Origin of the sequence: Vibrio sp. 1CM24A (assembly GCF_023161725.1) — a bacterium.
In the GTDB taxonomy this organism is placed as follows: domain Bacteria; phylum Pseudomonadota; class Gammaproteobacteria; order Enterobacterales; family Vibrionaceae; genus Vibrio; species Vibrio coralliirubri.
This window is the reverse complement of record NZ_JALNTS010000004.1, coordinates 412,803-430,771: the sequence shown is the minus strand read 5'-3', so window position 1 is coordinate 430,771 and position 17,969 is coordinate 412,803. Positions and strand designations below refer to the sequence as shown.

At 44.8% G+C, this 17,969-nt stretch carries 21 protein-coding genes; 16 read left to right on the top strand and 5 right to left on the bottom strand.

The features are described 5' to 3' along the window. Positions 1 to 64: 64 nt before the first annotated feature. The 3 genes from MSG38_RS11835 to MSG38_RS11825 are packed head-to-tail and all read left to right on the top strand — an operon-like array spanning position 65 to position 2,822. Complete coding sequence (locus MSG38_RS11835; RefSeq protein ID WP_017084503.1) at positions 65 to 454, top strand: hypothetical protein; 390 nt, start codon at positions 65 to 67, stop codon at positions 452 to 454. 28 nt (positions 455 to 482) lie between these two features. After that, complete coding sequence (locus tag MSG38_RS11830) at positions 483 to 1,556, top strand: methyltransferase (protein WP_108111600.1); 1,074 nt, start codon at positions 483 to 485, stop codon at positions 1,554 to 1,556. Between the two features lie 24 nt (positions 1,557 to 1,580). Further along, positions 1,581 to 2,822, top strand: coding sequence for an NAD(P)/FAD-dependent oxidoreductase (locus MSG38_RS11825; protein WP_248401907.1), 1,242 nt, complete (start codon positions 1,581 to 1,583; stop codon positions 2,820 to 2,822). 128 nt (positions 2,823 to 2,950) lie between these two features. On the opposite strand, the gene MSG38_RS11820 is transcribed toward MSG38_RS11825, so the two are convergent. Together MSG38_RS11820 and MSG38_RS11815 are read right to left on the bottom strand one after the other, a co-directional pair. After that, a complete protein-coding gene (locus MSG38_RS11820; RefSeq protein ID WP_048611319.1) occupies positions 2,951 to 3,457 on the bottom strand; it encodes a hypothetical protein in 507 nt (168 codons plus the stop codon). Between the two features lie 139 nt (positions 3,458 to 3,596). Further along, on the bottom strand, positions 3,597 to 4,730 hold the full coding sequence (locus MSG38_RS11815) for a flagellar assembly protein FlgT (protein WP_048615749.1): 1,134 nt from the start codon (positions 4,728 to 4,730) through the stop codon (positions 3,597 to 3,599). A gap of 192 nt (positions 4,731 to 4,922) precedes the next feature. Here MSG38_RS11815 and MSG38_RS11810 point away from each other — a divergent pair, with 192 nt between their 5' ends. Together MSG38_RS11810 and flgP are read left to right on the top strand one after the other, a co-directional pair. Further along, positions 4,923 to 5,558, top strand: coding sequence for a FlgO family outer membrane protein (locus MSG38_RS11810; protein WP_017064137.1), 636 nt, complete (start codon positions 4,923 to 4,925; stop codon positions 5,556 to 5,558). Between the two features lie 9 nt (positions 5,559 to 5,567). Then, complete coding sequence (gene flgP, locus MSG38_RS11805; RefSeq protein WP_017062265.1) at positions 5,568 to 5,999, top strand: flagellar assembly lipoprotein FlgP; 432 nt, start codon at positions 5,568 to 5,570, stop codon at positions 5,997 to 5,999. A 319-nt stretch (positions 6,000 to 6,318) separates the two neighbouring features. On the opposite strand, the gene flgN is transcribed toward flgP, so the two are convergent. The 3 genes from flgN to flgA all read right to left on the bottom strand — a co-directional run bounded on the left by flgN (position 6,319) and on the right by flgA (position 8,053). Further along, on the bottom strand, positions 6,319 to 6,744 hold the full coding sequence (gene flgN / locus MSG38_RS11800) for a flagellar export chaperone FlgN (protein ID WP_017064136.1): 426 nt from the start codon (positions 6,742 to 6,744) through the stop codon (positions 6,319 to 6,321). A 66-nt stretch (positions 6,745 to 6,810) separates the two neighbouring features. Beyond that, on the bottom strand, positions 6,811 to 7,128 hold the full coding sequence (gene flgM, locus MSG38_RS11795; RefSeq protein ID WP_017062263.1) for a flagellar biosynthesis anti-sigma factor FlgM: 318 nt from the start codon (positions 7,126 to 7,128) through the stop codon (positions 6,811 to 6,813). Between the two features lie 178 nt (positions 7,129 to 7,306). Beyond that, positions 7,307 to 8,053, bottom strand: a complete 747-nt coding sequence (flgA, locus tag MSG38_RS11790; RefSeq protein WP_048611324.1) for a flagellar basal body P-ring formation chaperone FlgA — start codon at positions 8,051 to 8,053, stop codon at positions 7,307 to 7,309. Positions 8,054 to 8,130: 77 nt separating this feature from the next. Here flgA and MSG38_RS11785 point away from each other — a divergent pair, with 77 nt between their 5' ends. The 11 genes from MSG38_RS11785 to flgJ all read left to right on the top strand — a co-directional run bounded on the left by MSG38_RS11785 (position 8,131) and on the right by flgJ (position 17,867). Then, positions 8,131 to 9,057: a chemotaxis protein CheV gene (locus MSG38_RS11785; protein ID WP_019825285.1), complete on the top strand. Its 927-nt coding sequence runs from the start codon at positions 8,131 to 8,133 to the stop codon at positions 9,055 to 9,057. Positions 9,058 to 9,068: 11 nt separating this feature from the next. Next, a complete protein-coding gene (locus tag MSG38_RS11780; RefSeq protein WP_004736174.1) occupies positions 9,069 to 9,896 on the top strand; it encodes a protein-glutamate O-methyltransferase in 828 nt (275 codons plus the stop codon). A 255-nt stretch (positions 9,897 to 10,151) separates the two neighbouring features. After that, positions 10,152 to 10,547 (top strand): flagellar basal body rod protein FlgB, encoded by a 396-nt coding sequence (flgB, locus tag MSG38_RS11775; protein ID WP_004736175.1) that lies wholly within the window; start codon positions 10,152 to 10,154, stop codon positions 10,545 to 10,547. Between the two features lie 4 nt (positions 10,548 to 10,551). After that, positions 10,552 to 10,965 (top strand): flagellar basal body rod protein FlgC, encoded by a 414-nt coding sequence (gene flgC, locus MSG38_RS11770; RefSeq protein WP_017631739.1) that lies wholly within the window; start codon positions 10,552 to 10,554, stop codon positions 10,963 to 10,965. A gap of 17 nt (positions 10,966 to 10,982) precedes the next feature. Further along, positions 10,983 to 11,696 carry a flagellar hook assembly protein FlgD gene (flgD, locus tag MSG38_RS11765; protein ID WP_010439286.1) on the top strand — a complete coding sequence of 238 codons (714 nt, stop codon included), beginning with the start codon at positions 10,983 to 10,985 and terminating at the stop codon, positions 11,694 to 11,696. Between the two features lie 49 nt (positions 11,697 to 11,745). Then, a complete protein-coding gene (gene flgE / locus MSG38_RS11760; RefSeq protein WP_017062260.1) occupies positions 11,746 to 13,050 on the top strand; it encodes a flagellar hook protein FlgE in 1,305 nt (434 codons plus the stop codon). 253 nt (positions 13,051 to 13,303) lie between these two features. Beyond that, complete coding sequence (locus MSG38_RS11755) at positions 13,304 to 14,053, top strand: flagellar basal body rod protein FlgF (protein ID WP_019825277.1); 750 nt, start codon at positions 13,304 to 13,306, stop codon at positions 14,051 to 14,053. A 21-nt stretch (positions 14,054 to 14,074) separates the two neighbouring features. Further along, positions 14,075 to 14,863, top strand: coding sequence for a flagellar basal-body rod protein FlgG (flgG, locus tag MSG38_RS11750; RefSeq protein ID WP_017062259.1), 789 nt, complete (start codon positions 14,075 to 14,077; stop codon positions 14,861 to 14,863). An 88-nt stretch (positions 14,864 to 14,951) separates the two neighbouring features. Next, entirely contained in the window at positions 14,952 to 15,728 is a 777-nt protein-coding gene (flgH, locus tag MSG38_RS11745) for a flagellar basal body L-ring protein FlgH (RefSeq protein ID WP_017064132.1), read from the top strand. A 94-nt stretch (positions 15,729 to 15,822) separates the two neighbouring features. Then, positions 15,823 to 16,914: a flagellar basal body P-ring protein FlgI gene (locus MSG38_RS11740; RefSeq protein ID WP_048615751.1), complete on the top strand. Its 1,092-nt coding sequence runs from the start codon at positions 15,823 to 15,825 to the stop codon at positions 16,912 to 16,914. Positions 16,915 to 16,925: 11 nt separating this feature from the next. Further along, positions 16,926 to 17,867 (top strand): flagellar assembly peptidoglycan hydrolase FlgJ, encoded by a 942-nt coding sequence (gene flgJ / locus MSG38_RS11735; RefSeq protein ID WP_059021215.1) that lies wholly within the window; start codon positions 16,926 to 16,928, stop codon positions 17,865 to 17,867. Positions 17,868 to 17,969 lie beyond the last annotated feature (102 nt).

Sequence of the window (17,969 nt, the reverse complement as noted above, 5' to 3'; positions counted from 1 at the left end):
GATTTGCTTTGGGTCTAACTAAATACTATGCGTGCTTATAAATAAACACAGGTAAGGAATTTAAATGAAATTACTAAAAATAGCCGTTTCAATGTTATTCATATTCGTTCTTGCAGGGTGTGGACGTGTCCAACCTGTAATGAATGTTGAGGATACTCCAGTTGCACTTAATCTTCAAAGTAAACAGGTGAAATCAGCTATTTATGAGTCTGCTGAAAACCGAGGCTGGTTGGTTTCAGAAATAAAGCCTGGCTTGATCCGTGCAGAACTGTATGTTCGTTCACACCATGCTGTGATTGAAATTCCTTATAGTGACAAGTTTTACTCTATTCTTTACGTTGAATCAGAGAATTTGAAGTACGACGATGGTGAAATACACCGTAATTACAACCGTTGGGTTAATAACTTAAACGTTGATATTAAACGTAAGCTTGCACAAATGGCAGCTGAGTAATCCTCTATTATTTAAAGTTAGGTTTTTCGTGTCGGAATATAAATTAGATCCATTCAACGCATTAGAAGCAAAAACAGAAGCGCAGAAATTGTCTTTCGCTCCCATTGTTTTTCATACTGCCCGTACACTTCGTGATTTAGGTATCTTGAAAGCGTTAGATGACGCGGGTAATGATGGTTTACCTGCAGAGACTCTTTCGGAAATAACGGGTGTATCTGAGTACGGCGTAAAAGTTCTGCTTGATATGGCGTTAAGTGCTCATATTGTTACTTGGGACAAACCTAACTATAAAATGGCCAACCTTGGTTTTTACCTTCTGCACGATGGTATGACCAACGCAAACATGGATTTCACAGCCGATGTTTGTTACGCAGCGATGATGCATCTAACCGAAGCGATTGAAGAAGGCACACCTGCCGGCCTGAAAGAACTGGGTGATTGGGAAACCATTTACCAAGGCTTGTCTCAATTGCCAGAAAAAGCCAAAGAGAGTTGGTTTAAGTTCGATCACTTCTATTCGGACCGTTCGTTCCCTGTTTTGCTTGAGAAAGTCTTCAGCAAGAAACCTAAATCGCTGGTGGATATCGGTGGTAACACCGGTAAGTGGGCAATGCAGTGCTGCAACCATGACTCCGACGTTGAGGTTACGATTGTTGATTTGCCACAGCAACTAGAAATGGCAATGGCAAACGCGACACAACATGGCCATCGAGACCGAGTGACTCCATTCCCAGCCAACATGCTCGACAAACAACAAGCGTTGCCGACGGGTGCGGATGTGTGGTGGATGAGCCAGTTTCTTGATTGCTTCTCGCCAATGGAGATTCTGAGTATATTAAAGCGTGTTCGCTCTCATATGTCAGAAGAGGCGACTGTCTATATCCTTGAACTGTTTTGGGATGCACAGAAATACGATGCGGCTTCTTATAGCTTAAACGCGACGTCTCTCTACTTTACCTGTTTGGCAAATGGCAACAGCCGTTTTTACCGCAGTGAAGATTTCTTAGAGATCGTTGAAGAAGCGGGCTTTGAAGTGGTAACTCGTACCGACGACATTGGTCTTGGTCACACGCTTCTTGAATTGAAAGCTGGCGCGCAATAAAAATAACAAACATGGCTTAAATTAATGAAAAAACTGTCAACTCAAGTAGTGATCATCGGAGCTGGGCCATCAGGGTCTATTGCTGCGTCTTTGCTTCATAAAAAAGGCATCGATGTTCGAGTGATTGAAAAGAGCGTTTTCCCGCGCTTTTCTATTGGTGAAAGCCTATTACCCGCTTGTATGGAAGTGATTGAACAGGCTGGGATGACTGATGCAGTAATCAACGCCAACTTCCAATACAAAGATGGCGCAGCCTTTCGTAAGAATGGTGTGTACACGGCGTTCAATTTTGAAGATAAGTTCTCTTCTGGCCCAGGAACAACGTTTCAGGTTCAGCGAGGTGCCTTTGATAAGGTTTTGGCAGATACGGCTGAGTCGCAGGGTGTCAGCATTGATTATCAGCATGAGTTGATGGGCATTAATTTCACCGACGACAGTACCATTTTAGATGTGCAAGAGTTGGGTGGAGAGCCCTATCAGATAGAAGCGCAATACGTTTTAGATGGCAGTGGCTTCGGCCGAGTGCTACCGAAAATGCTTAACTTGGAAGAGCCGTCATCACTTCCGCCACGCAAAGCTATTTTTACGCACATTAACGATCATATTGCAGAGGTTGATACCAACCTTGAATATGACCGCAATAAAATCTTGATCTCGGTGCACCCAACTAATCCTGATGTTTGGTATTGGTTGATCCCGTTTAGTAACGGTGTCTCTTCGTTTGGTGTGGTAGGTGAACCTCAGTTCTTTGAATCCTACCCAGAAGATAAGATAGCTGCCATTAAACAGCTAGCGACAGAAGAGCCGGGCTTAGCCGAAATTCTGGCAAATGCCGAATATCCAAACCCTGCAGGTGAAATTGGTGGCTATTCTGCCAATGTAAAACATCTGGCGACGGATAAGTACGCGTTGCTTGGCAATGCTGGTGAGTTCCTTGACCCGGTATTTTCATCCGGCGTGACGATTGCTATGAAGTCGGCTCAGTTTGCGGTGGAGTGTGTTGAAAAGCAGCTCAATGGTGAACAAGTCGATTGGGAGCGCGATTATGCCGATCCGTTGATGGTGGGCGTAAACACCTTTAGGACGTATGTTGAGGGGTGGTACTCAGGTACTTTGCAGGATGTGATTTTTTATCAAGATCCAAACCCAAAGATTAAGCAGATGGTGTGCTCAATTCTGGCGGGTTACGCATGGGATCAAGCCAACCCTTATGTGAAAGAGTCTAAGCGCCGACTCACGACATTGGCAGAGATATGCCGAAGCTAGATGGTCGATTTAGCGTGTGGATAAAATGCTAAAGCGCTAGGTGACTAATCTAAAAATAAAAACAGCCGCAATGTGCGGCTGTTTTTGTATGTGAACAATATGGGAAATCAACCTAATTGCACTCCAGGCTACTTCAGGTCGATGCTGTTCAATCGTCCCATAAAGACAAGCAGATCAATCACGTCTTTGTGGGCATCAAGCAGGGCGCGTTTAGTTTGGCTATAGGCGGCAAGTCTGCCGTGCTTTCTGATGGAACACACCTTAGTTTTGTATTTGTAGTCGCCGTTTTCTGAGAATACACGCCACTTAGCGATGTAACACTCGTCGCGGTGTTCAGGATCACTCTGAGTTGGATTTGGCTTAAATACAATTTTGGGTTCTAGACTATGAGGTAGACGCGTCATCAGGTAGGGCTCTTTGAGGACTTTGGGCCAAAACTTACCCCAAAGCTGTCTGCCCAGTTCATCTCTTAATTTAATGGTTTTCTTCAGTGCTTTGTCTTCACCCATACGAACAAAACCGACCGACCGATGCAACACCGTATCTTCGGGAGTATGGATGTGGATCTTAAAAGCGGTTTTACCTTTCGAGATAAAGCGGTAACCGGTAGCACCAATTAGATTATTCTGACTCATAGTTTGCTAAGTGATGATTATGTTATTAATAAGATTACGCCAAATACTGCAAAACCGAAACTAATACCCATGAAAAAAATAAAGCCTTAACAAAAGTGCTAAGGCTTTATTAGAAACTATGAGACGGGCGTGTCGCTAACTACATGATTTTCTGCATCACATCACCAATTTGAATGCTTCCTGCAAGGCTTGGTTGGTCGATAGTTAGTTCTGCTTCGTTTTCATAAACGCGAGAAACCGTCAGCGTGATGTCGCTTTGAGATACCTTATTACGTGGTAAACCGCGTTGGTCGATAAACGAACCGGTGTGCCATAGCTGCAGCTTGTCACCTTGTTGAACACCATGCATTCGACCTAAATCAATGGTCACAGTGTTACCAAATACTGCAGCCACCTCTGGAAGTGTGATCTTACATGACACTTCAGATTCTAAGTCCAACATAATATTGCGGCTAACACGCAGCATCATACTGCCGTAGGTTGATGCCCAGAAACGAGCACTGCGGGTGTCCACTTCACTGGTCTTAGCAAATGGCCACTTTGCCACTTCACGATAGCTACGGTTGTAAACCTGATGACCTGTTTTACCATCGAAGACTTGCATCTCTAACGCAAACTGGCGATTGATGATGTCGTCTTTCAAAAGCTTGGATTCGATGGTCGCAGTTAAATCGGTAATGTCACCACCAATGATGTACTGCGCGCCAGTGTCTTGGGCGATCATCTTGATCACCTCTGGTCGACGCTTGTCGATATCGTAATTGGTCGTGCCAACGGAAACAAAGCTGCGAGACTCTTGCGCCAGCTGTCGATCCACGACATGGCCAAAATCATCACCAATGTTATAGATTCTTCCCATTACAGCTTGCTGAGGGGAGGTCACATCAATGTTACCGACCAAAAATGTCTTCTTGTATTGGCTCTCATGGCAAGCATTTGCCGAAGGATAGATATCGATCCTTGCTGTGATCATTATATTGCCACTGCGCTTTTTCTCTTTTTCTACCAAGATGTAGCGCACTTCATGATTGGTAAATTGAAACTCTTTCTTGTTTGCGTCGAGGTAGGGCGTGAGGTTGGCAATGCTACCAATGTCGGCTCCTGAGAACTGGATCGCTTTATATACCGCGTCTTCCAAAGCATGGACCCTTGCGGCGCTCTCTGACGATACGATGGCTGCGGTACCGGTAACTTCATACCAAGAGGCATGAGCACTGAAGCTTATGGTTATCAGTGAACTTATTGAAAATAAGTAAGAAATTATTTTTTTCATCTATTCGTTACCAGTTGGGTATAAATATTGCTTAACAAATAACTATAAGCTTGAAGCTGACTTAAGTGCGTTTTTCTTAATCTGAACCATTAATGAAAAGCAAAGACTGTTCCAACATTGTAATCCATTGAAAAGAATAATGGTGAGAACATATTGGAACAGGGAGCACTAAACCTATCTGGAGATAAGAGAATGAAAAAATGGCTCGTAGTAATGAGTGTCATGTTGTTGACCTCATGCGCTTATTCGCCAATCTATAACGGCAAGTCTGAATATTCAGGCAGTCAGTTTATGTTGATGGATAGCCCTCGTCATACCATGGATTTCTTCGTGGAAAGTATGACCGAAGATCTGATCATTTCGAATACGAGTATCTCAGCAAGAACTCCGATAGCGATTACGTCGTTTGTTGACCTGCAACACATGGACACAACGAACTGGCTAGGAAACTCGGTATCAGAAGGTTTCATTCATCAGTTTCAGCGTCGTGGCTTCAAGGTTGTTGATTTCAAAACAACAGGTTCTATTCAAGTGACCCACCAGGGGGATTTTGCGTTAAGCCGCGATTGGAAAGACTTAGCTCAAGAACAAGACGTACAGTACGTACTGACAGGCACTATGCTTCGCCAAGAAGGTGGTGTGTTAGTCAATGCTCGTGTAGTTGGCATGCAAACTCGCATTGTCGTGGCGACGGCACAAGGCTTCTTGCCTGCAGACCGTATTGGTCGTGACCTAGATACTCTAAACAGTATTCGAACTCAAGATGGCGTTATTATTCGTTCTGATCCAACGATCAGCCAGCCTTATACTGTTATTCTTCGCCCTTAGGAGTTCGAGATGAAGAAGTTAATATTTGTTGTTGCTGCTTTACTGCTTGTTGGCTGTCAGCCACTGCAAAACATGAGGCCAGACGACTACTTGGTTGCCGTTGGCTACGCGAGTATCAGTGAGCAGAAGGGACGTAACGATGAAGAAAGACGTATCCGTGCGATGAGAGCTTCCAAGATCGACGCCTATCGTGAACTTGCTGAACAAGTCTATGGTATGCGAGTGAGTGGTCGCGCAGAGCTGGAAGATCAACGCCTTGGTACAGAACGTACTTCTGGTGCGGTTGATGGTGTAATCCGCGGTGCAGAAGTGGTACGCAGCTACCCAGTGGGCGACAGCTATGTAACAGAGCTTCAGCTTGATATCCGTAAGATGGAACAGCTACGTAATTACGGTGAAGTTCAGCCTGTACCTGAAAAGAGACAACAAACGTTGTTCTAGCCTAATGATCATCTAGTTATAGGATTATCCAGTTATATTGGCTGCTCTCGTTTTCCAGATGGCGTATCGGCAACTAATAACTGATATGAATCATAAGCGGCAAGTATGAAAATACTTGCCGCTTTTTTGTATTTATTAATTCGTTCGGCACATTTACCGATCTAGTAGGAGCTTTGACGGATATCATGCTAAGGATAAGCTGAGACACAGATACAGATACAGACACAGATACAGATACAGATACAGACACAGATACAGACACAGATACAGGTACGAGCAGGAAGGTGACTAAAGATATTATTGAAGACAGGGGGCTTAATTATGCTTTTACGTTGGTTCCCAGCGTAGAAATCGTATGCGTTTGACCACCGGCATTGTAGGTCATGCCAATTTTCCCGTGGCTTTGCTGCATCATATTGCTGAGTTTTTTGAAGCTAAGGTGCGCTCGATTCAAGGCTTCGCCATTCACAAGGTTCGCTTGCTGGCAATCGTGCACTATGGACTGGATCTTAGTGACTAACTGAGCAAGTTCAGGATTCTCGGTCAGCTCTGAGATATTGGTATGGGCTGCGATTCGCTGATCGGTTGATCTTAGTTGTTCAACTAGGACCACTTTTTCTTTGGCGATTCGCTCAATATCGTTTGATTGTCGGCTCGTAATAGCGGTTTTCTCTGAACTTAATAATTCAGATAAGGCTTTGGCATTTTGAAGTTGGAAATTAACTAAATCTGCTAGTGCCGCCATAACGTAAACCTATTTATAACCTCGTGTGCTTTAAGACAATCACTTCAATCAAAAGTGAGTGCTAACTTAAAGACCTTTTAATTCATCTTCGAACTTGATCATGTTGTCTGCCAGTTTTTCTGGATCGACAGTGTATGAACCGTTCGCAATTGCTTCTTTGATCGCTGCTACTTTCACAGAATCAAAGCTTGGCTGTGCTGCCATATCTTGGTGGAGCTGACCAATCGCTTTGCCTTGTTGGCTAAGTGAAACCGCATCTTTGCTTGCTGGTGATTTAGTTGATACATCAGAGCGTGATGCCTCAGAACTAGAATCAGAGCGTACTGCTGATCGGTTAGTGGTCGTTAGGGTTTGCCCTGAACGAATATTATCAATGCCTGCCATAGTTAAGCCTTTTTCTTCAAAAATGGGAACCTGTACAGTCAATATCGACCAAGGGTTCGAATACTTTAGCAATTTTTAGCTCAATAGTCGAAAAGGGACCAAACACCGCAGCCGTTATATTTGGCGTTAGAATTGAGAGTGAAATCGCTAACGATACCGTCAATTTAGAAGTAAAGAGTTAAAAGTAAACCGTGACTTCAGACATGCTGGTAACAATCCCTTCAATTATACGCTGTGATTTATCATTTTTCACTCTTACTTGATCACCCATAGAGCCATCGGTAAGCGCAGTTCCTTTGGTGGTAATGGTCATGCCACCTTTTACTGCCTGTATGATAACCTTCTCGTTTCGGCACACGACACAGATATCACCTCTTTCTACAACATCGCCCGGTCTTAGGTTCTTTTTTACCTTAGCGCCGATGACCTGATGTGGAGCTGTGAAACCTTGGCGACGAAACTTGTTAAGAGAAATCATAGCTGTGGTGACATCGTATTGACCGACGATTTCGCCTCTCGCGATTGAGCGAGTGGTGGTGACAAGAGGCACCGACATCGAAAGGCGAACGGGTACATAAACTCGCCACTCATCAGGAACGCATTGCACTAAAACCGTAATGCTGCTGCGGGTATTGGTGGTCGTTGAAGCGCTGGTCTCTAAAGGCACTGGGCAGTCTGTCGCTTTGATTCTTGAGTCAACATTTGCTGAATTAACAAAGAGTTCGCCACCTTGTGGCTGCTCAACCGTATCAAGGATATGTTGCTCCGCTGCAGACTGAATCATCTCAATTTGTTCTGGGGTCGCAGCTTGTACAAAAAAACTAAACAATATTGATAAAATGCCGATAAACTTAGCGACAGTTTTAAAAGTAGCTCTACACATTGCTATAGAAAGAGGTGGCAAATTTGATTTATAATACGTCATTCCGTTTCTCTGGTGGTCCGTAGCCTGCAGTAGACTAACACTTTTTATACAAAAAAGTTTGATATGGAGATGAGCTCATGACGGGTATTCTTGATTCGGTGAATCAGCGTACGCAACTCGTCGGTCAAAACCGATTAGAATTACTAACCTTTCGCCTAATGGGGCGTCAGCGTTACGGCATTAATGTCTTTAAAGTAAAAGAAGTGCTTCAATGCCCTAAGCTGACAAAGATGCCAAACTTGAACCCACTGGTTAAAGGTGTAGCACACATTCGTGGCCAAACGATCTCTGTGATCGACTTGAGCTTAGCGATTGGTGGCCGTCCTACAACGGATGTTGAAAAGTGTTTTGTGGTTATCTCTGAGTTTAACCGAACCATTCAAGGTTTCTTGGTAAGTTCAGTTGAGCGCATTATTAACATGCACTGGGAATCGATTCTTCCGCCGCCAGATGGCGCAGGTAGAGCTAACTACCTGACAGCGGTAACCAACATTGATAATGAATTGGTAGAAATTCTTGATGTTGAGAAGATCCTTGCAGAAATTTCTCCTGTTGATGAAACAATGGACAGCAAGATTGCTGAAGATATTGCGAAAGTAGAACAAGAGAAAGAACTGGTTCGCCGCATCTTGATTGCTGATGACTCGACCGTTGCTCGTAAGCAGGTTCAGCGTGCTATTGAGTCGATTGGTTTTGAAGTTATCTCGGTGAAGGATGGTAAAGAAGCCTATGAGAAGCTGATGCAGATGTCATCAGAAGGCAGTATTTACGATCAGATTTCATTGGTGATTTCTGATATCGAAATGCCAGAAATGGATGGATACACGCTGACTGCCGAGATTCGTCGTCACGCCGAACTTAAAGATTTATACGTAATTTTACACTCATCGTTGAGTGGTGTATTTAACCAAGCCATGGTTGAGCGTGTTGGAGCTAACTCCTTCATCGCTAAATTCAACCCGGATGAGCTTGGTGCAGCGGTAAAAGCTGCGTTAACTAACTAAAAGAGACATTAATGACTGCTATAACAATAAGTGATCAAGAGTATCGCGATTTCAGCCGTTTCTTAGAATCTCAATGTGGCATTGTATTAGGTGACAGCAAGCAGTATTTAGTGCGCAGTCGTCTAAGCCCATTAGTAACGAAGTTTAAGTTAGCTTCGTTATCTGATTTGTTGAGAGATGTAGTAACAGGTCGAAACCGTGAGCTGCGTGTGGCTGCTGTCGATGCCATGACGACGAACGAGACACTTTGGTTCCGTGATACTTACCCGTTTGCTGTGCTGGCGGATAAGCTTCTACCGGAAATAGCGGCAAATAAACGTCCTATTAAGATTTGGTCTGCGGCAAGCTCTTCAGGCCAAGAAGCATACTCAATGGCAATGACGATTCTTGAAACTCAAGCTCGTAAGCCGGGTATGCTGCCAAATGTATCGATTACCGCAACTGACATCTCAGCAAGTATGTTGGATATGTGCCGAACTGGCGCTTACGACAACCTTGCATTGGGACGTGGACTTTCTCCAGAGCGCCGTCGTACTTTCTTTGAAGATGCGGGCGATGGCCGTATGAAAGTGAAAGATAACGTCAAGCGCATGGTGAACTTCCGCCCTCAGAACCTGATGGACAGCTATGCATTGTTAGGCAAGTTCGACATCATTTTCTGTCGTAACGTGCTGATTTACTTCTCGCCTGATATGAAGTCAAAGGTACTTAACCAGATGGCAAATAGCCTGAACCCTGGTGGTTACTTACTATTGGGTGCGTCTGAATCGTTAACAGGCTTAACCGATCGTTTTGAAATGGTTCGCTGTAATCCAGGCATCATCTACAAATTAAAGTAACGAACGGCACCTATATTAGGTGTAACGTTACCGTATAAATTTAAAACCCAGCCAAGTGCTGGGTTTTCTTTTTCCTGCTTAAGCTATATCTTTAAGTCAGAGTGACATTCCAATTTACTCTAATTTTTGGCTTGTATATTGCAAGTTTACCCACGAGTAACCTGTAAAAGCATTGATAGACCGCCTTGTTTTAAAAGTTGGTATATATATTGCTTTGGTTATTTCATAACAGTCAGTTCTTGAGTTGAGGTTTACATGGCTATTTCTTTTGACAATGCTTTGGGCATTCACCAGCACACAGTTGGTGTACGTGAGCGTAACGCTGAGGTGCTTTCCACCAATATCGCGCAAGCAAACACGCCTGGGTATAAAGCAAAGGGATTAGACTTTAAGAAATCACTACAAGCGGCAAGTTCTGGGGCAAGCATTGGTCTTAGCCGTACAGATGGTCGGCACATTTCTGCCTCAACAACGGTGAACGGGGAAACGAAGTATCGAATTCCTACACAACCTGATACAGGAGATGGCAACACGGTTGATTTGGATTTGGAAAGAAACCTTTTCATGCAAAACCAAATTAGGCATCAAGCTTCTCTCGACTTCCTAGGAAGTAAGTTCAAGAATTTAACTAAAGCGATTAAAGGGGAATAATTAGATGAGCTTATTTAATGTATTCAATGTGACTGGTTCTGCGATGAGTGCTGAATCTGTTCGTCTAAATACGACCTCGAGCAACCTTGCGAACGCGGACAGTGTAAGTAGTTCTGCTGAAGAAACTTACAAGGCTCGCCACGCAGTGTTCGGCGCTGAGTTAAATCGAGCACGCAACAGTGACCACACTGTGCCTGTGAAAGTATTAGGTATTGTAGAAAGCGATAAGCCGCTGAGCGCGGAGTACAACCCGGACCACCCATTAGCGAATAACGAAGGCTACATCTACAAGCCTAACGTAAACGTTATGGAAGAGATGGCAAACATGATTTCGGCATCACGTGCGTACCAAACGAACGTACAGGTTGCTGACTCGAGTAAACAAATGCTGCTGCGTACGCTGCAGATGGGTCAATAAGGATAAGGAGGTAGCACATGGCTGGAATCAACAACAATGTTGGTCAAAGCGGCTTGTCCTATGTTGACCAGCTGAAGAGTCTTCAAGATGGCGCTAAAAAGCCCGACGAAACAACAGGTAAGCAGGATCTTAAACAAGAAGACTTCTTATCTTTGTTGACTAAGCAATTAGCACAACAAGACCCTTTCAAGCCGGTTAGCAATGACCAGATGATTGCGCAAATGGCTTCATTTGCGACCGTAGATGGCATTGGAAAAATGAATACACAGTTTGAAAGCTTGAATTCATCAATGACCTCTAACCAAGCACTTCAGGCATCTTCTTTGGTTGGCCGTGATGTATTGGTTCCTGGTGCGGCAGGTGTAAAACCCGGTGATGGCGGTATGGCGGCAATGGTTAAGCTTCCTCAGGCAATGGACAATGTAATGGTCCGTGTTGAGAACGAAGTTGGCCAATTGGTTCGCACATTTGATATCGGCTCTAAACCATCTGGTGATACACGTGTTGAATGGGACGGAAAAGACGAAGACGGTAACCCATTGCCGGCCGGTAAATACAACGTGAAAGCGTCGGGTTTGCTGGATGGCGAGAACACAGAGTTCCAAGTTTCCAGTTATGCGAACGTGAACAGTGTGCTTCTTGGTAAGGGCGATGGCAACGTACTACTCAATCTGGCTGGTTTCACATCGCCAGTACGACTTGCTGAAGTACTAGAAGTTGGTAAAGCGTAGCTCTTTATTGAGTGACTATGCTAGCTAGATAGATTAGGAGAATAATGGAATGTCATATGTAGCTTTAAGCGGCCTATCCGCTGCACAATTAGACCTGAATACAACCAGTAACAACATTGCGAACGCAAACACATTTGGCTTTAAAGAGTCTCGTGCCGAGTTCGGTGATGTTTACTCAAGCTCGTTGTTCACTAACGCAAAAACGACTGCTGGTGGTGGTGCGCAAGCTAGCCAAGTGGCGCAACAGTTCCACGAAGGTTCAAGTATTTATACGAACAACCCAATGGACTTACGTGTAAGTGGTACAGGTTTCTTTGCAGTATCGAAAGACCGCATGGTGCCAGAGATTAACGAATTAACGCGTAATGGTGCATTTCACCTAAACAAAGACAACTACATGGTTACCGCTAACGATGAGTTTCTTTTAGGTTACGATGTTGATCCAAACTCGGGTGAAGTTCTTTCTTACGCGCCAAAGCCTCTCGACATACCAGCTGAGTTTGGTAAGCCAAAACAGACAGAAAACATTGAAGTAGGGGTTAACCTTCCTGCAAACGGTGATCTTAAAGACCCGGCTGCATTTAACTTCAAAGATGCTGATACTTATAACCGTGCAACGTCTTCGACGGTATACGATTCTATGGGTCAGTCTTACAAGTTAACGACTTACTACCTCAAAGATCAGACTCAACCAAACACTTGGCAAACGTACTACACCATGTCAGATGAGAACGGTGAAAAGCCGGTCAACATTACTGGTGGTGATGCGACGAATGCACAAGGTCATGTTGGTCACACAATGAAGTTCAACAATGACGGTACGTTAGCAAGCCTGAACAATGGCCAGCCGATTAACTCGGAACCACTGGGTGCTGGTGCGAACCCTATTGACTTGAACGGTGCTGATCCAACTCAAGTGCTTAAGTTTGGTTTAGATTCTTCAACTCAGTTTGCCGCTCCGTTTGAATTGACTAAGTTTGATGAAGATGGCGCGACAACAGGTTTCTTAACAAAAATCGATTTCGATGAGTACGGCAGTGTTCTAGGTACTTACTCAAATGGTGAAAACGTGATGCTTGGCCGTGTAGGCTTGGTTCGTGTACCAAATGAGCAAGGTCTGGATAAGAAAGGCGGTACTCAATGGGATTCTACCAACGACTCTGGTGACAAGATCTGGGGTGAATCGAACAAAGGTTCATTTGGTAGCATCAACAACGGCTCGCTAGAGCAGTCGAACATCGATATGACTCAAGAACTGGTTGATTTGATTTCTGCTCAACGTAACTTCCAAGCGAACTCGCGTTCTCTAGAAGTACACAACCAACTGCAACAGAATATTCTTCAGATTCGTTAATCGTTTCGAGCGTTTGAATCATCTGCGAATACCCTATTCAATGTTATTGAATTGGGTATTGTTGTTTGTCTTCTTATTTGCCGCCCTTATTGCCGCACGGTAATGCCACTGGCAACAATTCTTCCTCAATGATCCTTTAATGATCACCCCTCTTTGTTTGTTTTCTATTTAAATTATTGATAAATAACAGTTAAAAATATTGGCACAGTGTTTGCTTTGTAAGCTCTAGAAGATGATTTTTTGGAGCAAAATTATGGATCGCGCACTGTTTCTTGCCATGAGTGGCGCAAAGCAAAATATGCAGGCTTTGCAGCTACGTGCAAACAACCTTGCCAACGTGAGTACAACGGGTTTCCGTGCTGATTTAGCACAAGCACGTTCAATGCAAGCGTATGGTGAAGGCATGCCTACTCGTGTTTTCAGCATGACAGAGCGTCCTGGTCATAATTTTGCGCAAGGTAGCGTGGTTACCACTGGCCGAGATCTCGATGTTACCGTTCAAGGTGATGGCTGGATTTCAGTGATGGATAACACCGGCCGCGAAGGTTTAACGCGTAACGGTAACCTTAAGGTTGATCAAAACGGTCTGCTAACTAATGCAAGTGGCCATTTGGTACTAGGTGAGAACGATGCGCCAATCACACTTCCTATCCCAATCAGTAAAGTAGAAATTGGTACTGACGGTACGATTTCGGTGATTCCTCAAGGCGCTCCAGCTGAAGAATTGGCCGTCGTTGATCGTATAAAGCTTGTGCGTCCAGACAACCAAAGTTTGTTTAAAGACACGAATGGTCTATTCCGTTCGAAAAACCCAGATCAGGCATACGAAGCAGATGCAGCGGTAACGCTGCTAAAAGGTGCTATCGAAGGCAGTAACGTAAATGCCGTAGGTGAAATGACCAGCTTAATTGACTTACAACGTCAATTTGAAATGCAGGTCAAGATGATGAGCACAGCAGAGGAAATGGACAAGTCGTCTGATTCACTGCTTCGTATGAGCTAATAGAATTTAAAGGACATTGCTATGCATCCAGCATTATGGGTAAGTAAAACGGGTTTAGACGCCCAACAAACCAATATCTCAACGATTTCGAACAACCTTGCCAACGCCTCGACTATTGGCTTTAAAAAGAGCCGCGCGGTATTTGAAGATCTGTTCTACCAGAATATTAATCAACCGGGTGGTCAATCATCTCAGAATACTGAGCTGCCAAGTGGTTTGATGCTGGGTGCGGGTTCTAAGGTAGTGGCAACTCAAAAAGTGCATACTCACGGTAACGCACAAACGACGTCTAACAGCCTAGACATGATGATTGAAGGCGACGGTTTCTTCCAAGTTGAAATGCCAGACGGTGAAACAGGTTACAGCCGCAATGGTCAGTTCACACTGAACGGTGAAGGCGCGATCGTAACGTCGGGCCAAGGTTATCCTCTACAACCAGAAATTGTGATTCCTGAAGACGCGATCTCAGTAACGGTTGGTAACGACGGTGAAGTATCTGTTCGTCTACGTGGTGAGCAAAACAACGTCGTGGTTGGTCAAATTACCATTACTGACTTTGTAAACCCAGGTGGTCTAGAGCCAGTAGGTCAAAACCTTTACTTGCCAACTGGCGCGAGTGGCGACCCACAAGAGGGTGTACCGGGTTTTGATGGCCTAGGTAACATCCGCCAATCGATGCTAGAAACATCGAACGTAAACGTAACCGAAGAGCTGGTAAACATGATTGAAGCTCAGCGTGTATACGAAATGAACTCGAAAGTTATCTCGTCAGTAGACAAGATGATGAGCTTTGTTAACCAACAGCTGTAATTGGTTTATTCGCCGTTTACTTTTTTAATTAATCGATCTGTTTTTGCTAATTGACCCATTTACCACTGCCTGCTGAGAGTATATCGCCATGAAACGTATTTTTTGTTTAGCTTTGTTTATGTCTATGTCGGGGTGTGCTGTTCTGGACCCGATCGAGACTCCGGCAGAAGAAAATGCAACCACAGTGGTTGATGCTGTTGAAGGTGATAAGTCGGCTCAAGAGAGCTCAGGCATTATCGACACGCTTCGTGGGCGAACCGATCCAATTGCCGGTGACCCTGCATGGGCACCAATCAACCCAAAGCAGAAACCAGAGCATTACGCAGCGGCAACGGGCTCTTTGTTCAATGTGAACCACATTGGCAGCATGTATGACGATTCAAAACCGCGTGGTATTGGTGACATCATTACAGTGGCGCTAGATGAGAATACTCGAGCGACCAAAAAAGCCAACGCAGACATGTCTAAGTCGAATGATGCATCGATGGAGCCACTGGCTGTTGGCGGTCAAGAGCTAACTATAGACAAGTACAACTTCTCTTATGACCTGAGCAACACCAATACCTTTGCGGGTGATGCGTCAGCCAACCAAAGTAACAGCATCAGCGGCTACATTACCGTTGAAGTCATCGAAGTATTAGCCAATGGTAACCTAGTGGTTCGTGGTGAAAAGTGGATGACACTGAATACGGGCGATGAGTACATCCGCCTAAGCGGTACCATCCGTCCAGACGATATTGACTTCGAAAATACCATCGCTTCAAACCGCGTTTCTAACGCACGAATTCAGTACTCAGGGACTGGCGTGCAGAAAGATATGCAAGAGCCTGGATTCTTGGCACGATTCTTTAATGTATCACTGTAGAGCTTGAGAGGGTGTCGACATACTGACAGCCGCGATCACGCAGCCGAATTTAGCTAAGCTATTATAAATCAAAGCAATACAGACAGGTTACTCAATGAAAAAACTAACACTCGTACTATTCGGCATGCTATTTCTTGCCACCAGTGCCCATGCTGCGCGCATCAAAGACGTGGCAAAAGTGGCGGGTGTTCGTAGTAACCAACTTGTCGGTTATGGTTTGGTGACTGGTTTGCCGGGTACCGGTGAGACAACTCCCTTTACCGATCAAACGTTTAACGCGATGCTGCAAAATTTTGGCATTCAATTGCCGCCCGGCACTAAGCCAAAAACCAAAAACGTAGCGGCAGTAATTGTTACCGCTGAACTTCCGGCATTCTCTAAGCAAGGCCAGGAAGTTGACGTAACAGTGTCTTCTATCGGTTCAGCAAAAAGCCTTCGTGGTGGTACCTTGCTACAGACCTTCCTGAAAGGTCTAGACGGTCAAGTGTATGCGGTCGCGCAAGGTAACTTAGTGGTAAGTGGCTTTAGTGCGCAAGGTAACGACGGTTCCAAGATTGTCGGTAACAACCCTAACGTGGGTATCATCTCTAGCGGTGCAACAGTAGAACAAGAGATCCCAACCCCATTCGGCCGTGGCGACTACATCACCTTTAACCTAATTCAATCTGATTTCACAACGGCTCAGCGTTTGGCTGATGCGGTTAACAACTTCCTAGGTCCACAGATGGCGTCTGCGGTAGACGCGACGTCTGTAAAAGTTCGCGCTCCTCGAGAAATCAGCCAACGCGTGGCTTTCCTGTCGGCAGTCGAAAACATTGAATTTGATCCTGCAGAGGGCTCTGCAAAAATCATTGTTAACTCCCGCACCGGGACCATTGTAGTTGGTAAGCACGTTCGTCTAAGAGCGGCGGCGGTAACCCACGGTGGTATGACGGTCGCAATCAAAGAAAACCTCAACGTAAGCCAGCCGAATGCATTCTCAGGAGGCCAAACGGTAGTGGTTCCTGATTCAGATATCGAAATCACGGAAGGCGATGGCAAGATGTTCAAATTTGAACCTGGCCTAACGCTGGACGATTTGGTCCGCGCAGTCAATGAAGTGGGCGCTGCACCTTCTGATTTAATGGCAATCCTTCAAGCACTGAAACAAGCGGGTGCGATTGAAGGCCAGTTGATCATTATCTAAGGGGGCAAAGCATGATTAAGAATAACAATGACATCGGCTTTATTCACGATATCGGCAGTCTAGACCGCCTTCGTCAACAAGCGGTAAACGGTGAAGAAGGCAGCGAGAAAGAAGCATTAACCGCTGCGGCAAAACAGTTTGAATCGATTTTTACCTCGATGTTGTTTAAGTCGATGCGCGATGCGAACTCGAGCTTTAAGTCGGATATGTTGAACAGCCAGAATGAGCAGTTCTATCGTCAGATGCAAGATGACCAAATGGCAAGTGAGTTGAGCGCTTCAGGTTCGTTAGGTCTTGCGGATATGATCGTAGCTCAGCTAAGCGCAGGCCAAGCAAGCGATGCCTCTGAAGAGAAGGTTCGCAGTGAAGGCTTTGATGCTTCATTGCAAAGACCACAATACTCAGGCCGTTCGGAAGAGCGAGCGTCAGACGTTCAATCAGCGCAAGCTATGTCAGCAACAGATATGTCAGCAGCAAAACAGCCAGTATCCTTTGATTCTCCAGAATCGTTTGTGACTTCAATGAAGCCTTACGCTGAAAAAGCGGCAAGTGCGCTTGGTGTGGACTCGTCTCTACTATTGGCACAAGCAGCTCTTGAAACGGGTTGGGGTTCTAAAATGATTAAGAACTCTTTGGGCAACAGTAACAACCTATTCAACATCAAAGCAGACAGAAGTTGGAAGGGTGATAAGGTTGCTACGCAGACGCTTGAGTTCCATGGTAAAACTGCGGTTAAAGAGTCCGCATCTTTCCGTTCTTACTCAAACTTTGAAGATAGCTTTAACGACTATGTGAAGTTCTTGAACGAAAACCCAAGATACGAAACGGCATTGCAGCATCAAGGCAACTCAGAGAATTTCATCAAAGGTATTCACCAAGCAGGTTACGCAACCGACCCTAACTATGCAGACAAGGTCTTGCGAGTGAAAGCCAAGATTGACGAGATGAACTAGCGTTATTGAATGTACTCGGGAGCTTGCCATTGGCAGGCTCTTTTCTTATCTGCCACCTCAAAGTTTGCTGCGAAACCCCTAGTTATCTCCTTACACTTTAAT

Coding starts and splice junctions, on each gene's coding strand:
- MSG38_RS11835 (WP_017084503.1), top strand. CDS start 65: ATGAAATTACTAAAAATAGCCGTTTCAATGTTATTCATATTCGTTCTT.
- MSG38_RS11825 (WP_248401907.1), top strand. CDS start 1,581: ATGAAAAAACTGTCAACTCAAGTAGTGATCATCGGAGCTGGGCCATCA.
- MSG38_RS11820 (WP_048611319.1), bottom strand. CDS start 3,457: ATGAGTCAGAATAATCTAATTGGTGCTACCGGTTACCGCTTTATCTCG.
- MSG38_RS11815 (WP_048615749.1), bottom strand. CDS start 4,730: ATGAAAAAAATAATTTCTTACTTATTTTCAATAAGTTCACTGATAACC.
- MSG38_RS11810 (WP_017064137.1), top strand. CDS start 4,923: ATGAAAAAATGGCTCGTAGTAATGAGTGTCATGTTGTTGACCTCATGC.
- flgP (WP_017062265.1), top strand. CDS start 5,568: ATGAAGAAGTTAATATTTGTTGTTGCTGCTTTACTGCTTGTTGGCTGT.
- flgN (WP_017064136.1), bottom strand. CDS start 6,744: ATGGCGGCACTAGCAGATTTAGTTAATTTCCAACTTCAAAATGCCAAA.
- flgM (WP_017062263.1), bottom strand. CDS start 7,128: ATGGCAGGCATTGATAATATTCGTTCAGGGCAAACCCTAACGACCACT.
- flgA (WP_048611324.1), bottom strand. CDS start 8,053: ATGACGTATTATAAATCAAATTTGCCACCTCTTTCTATAGCAATGTGT.
- MSG38_RS11785 (WP_019825285.1), top strand. CDS start 8,131: ATGACGGGTATTCTTGATTCGGTGAATCAGCGTACGCAACTCGTCGGT.
- MSG38_RS11780 (WP_004736174.1), top strand. CDS start 9,069: ATGACTGCTATAACAATAAGTGATCAAGAGTATCGCGATTTCAGCCGT.
- flgB (WP_004736175.1), top strand. CDS start 10,152: ATGGCTATTTCTTTTGACAATGCTTTGGGCATTCACCAGCACACAGTT.
- flgC (WP_017631739.1), top strand. CDS start 10,552: ATGAGCTTATTTAATGTATTCAATGTGACTGGTTCTGCGATGAGTGCT.
- flgD (WP_010439286.1), top strand. CDS start 10,983: ATGGCTGGAATCAACAACAATGTTGGTCAAAGCGGCTTGTCCTATGTT.
- flgE (WP_017062260.1), top strand. CDS start 11,746: ATGTCATATGTAGCTTTAAGCGGCCTATCCGCTGCACAATTAGACCTG.
- MSG38_RS11755 (WP_019825277.1), top strand. CDS start 13,304: ATGGATCGCGCACTGTTTCTTGCCATGAGTGGCGCAAAGCAAAATATG.
- flgG (WP_017062259.1), top strand. CDS start 14,075: ATGCATCCAGCATTATGGGTAAGTAAAACGGGTTTAGACGCCCAACAA.
- flgH (WP_017064132.1), top strand. CDS start 14,952: ATGAAACGTATTTTTTGTTTAGCTTTGTTTATGTCTATGTCGGGGTGT.
- MSG38_RS11740 (WP_048615751.1), top strand. CDS start 15,823: ATGAAAAAACTAACACTCGTACTATTCGGCATGCTATTTCTTGCCACC.
- flgJ (WP_059021215.1), top strand. CDS start 16,926: ATGATTAAGAATAACAATGACATCGGCTTTATTCACGATATCGGCAGT.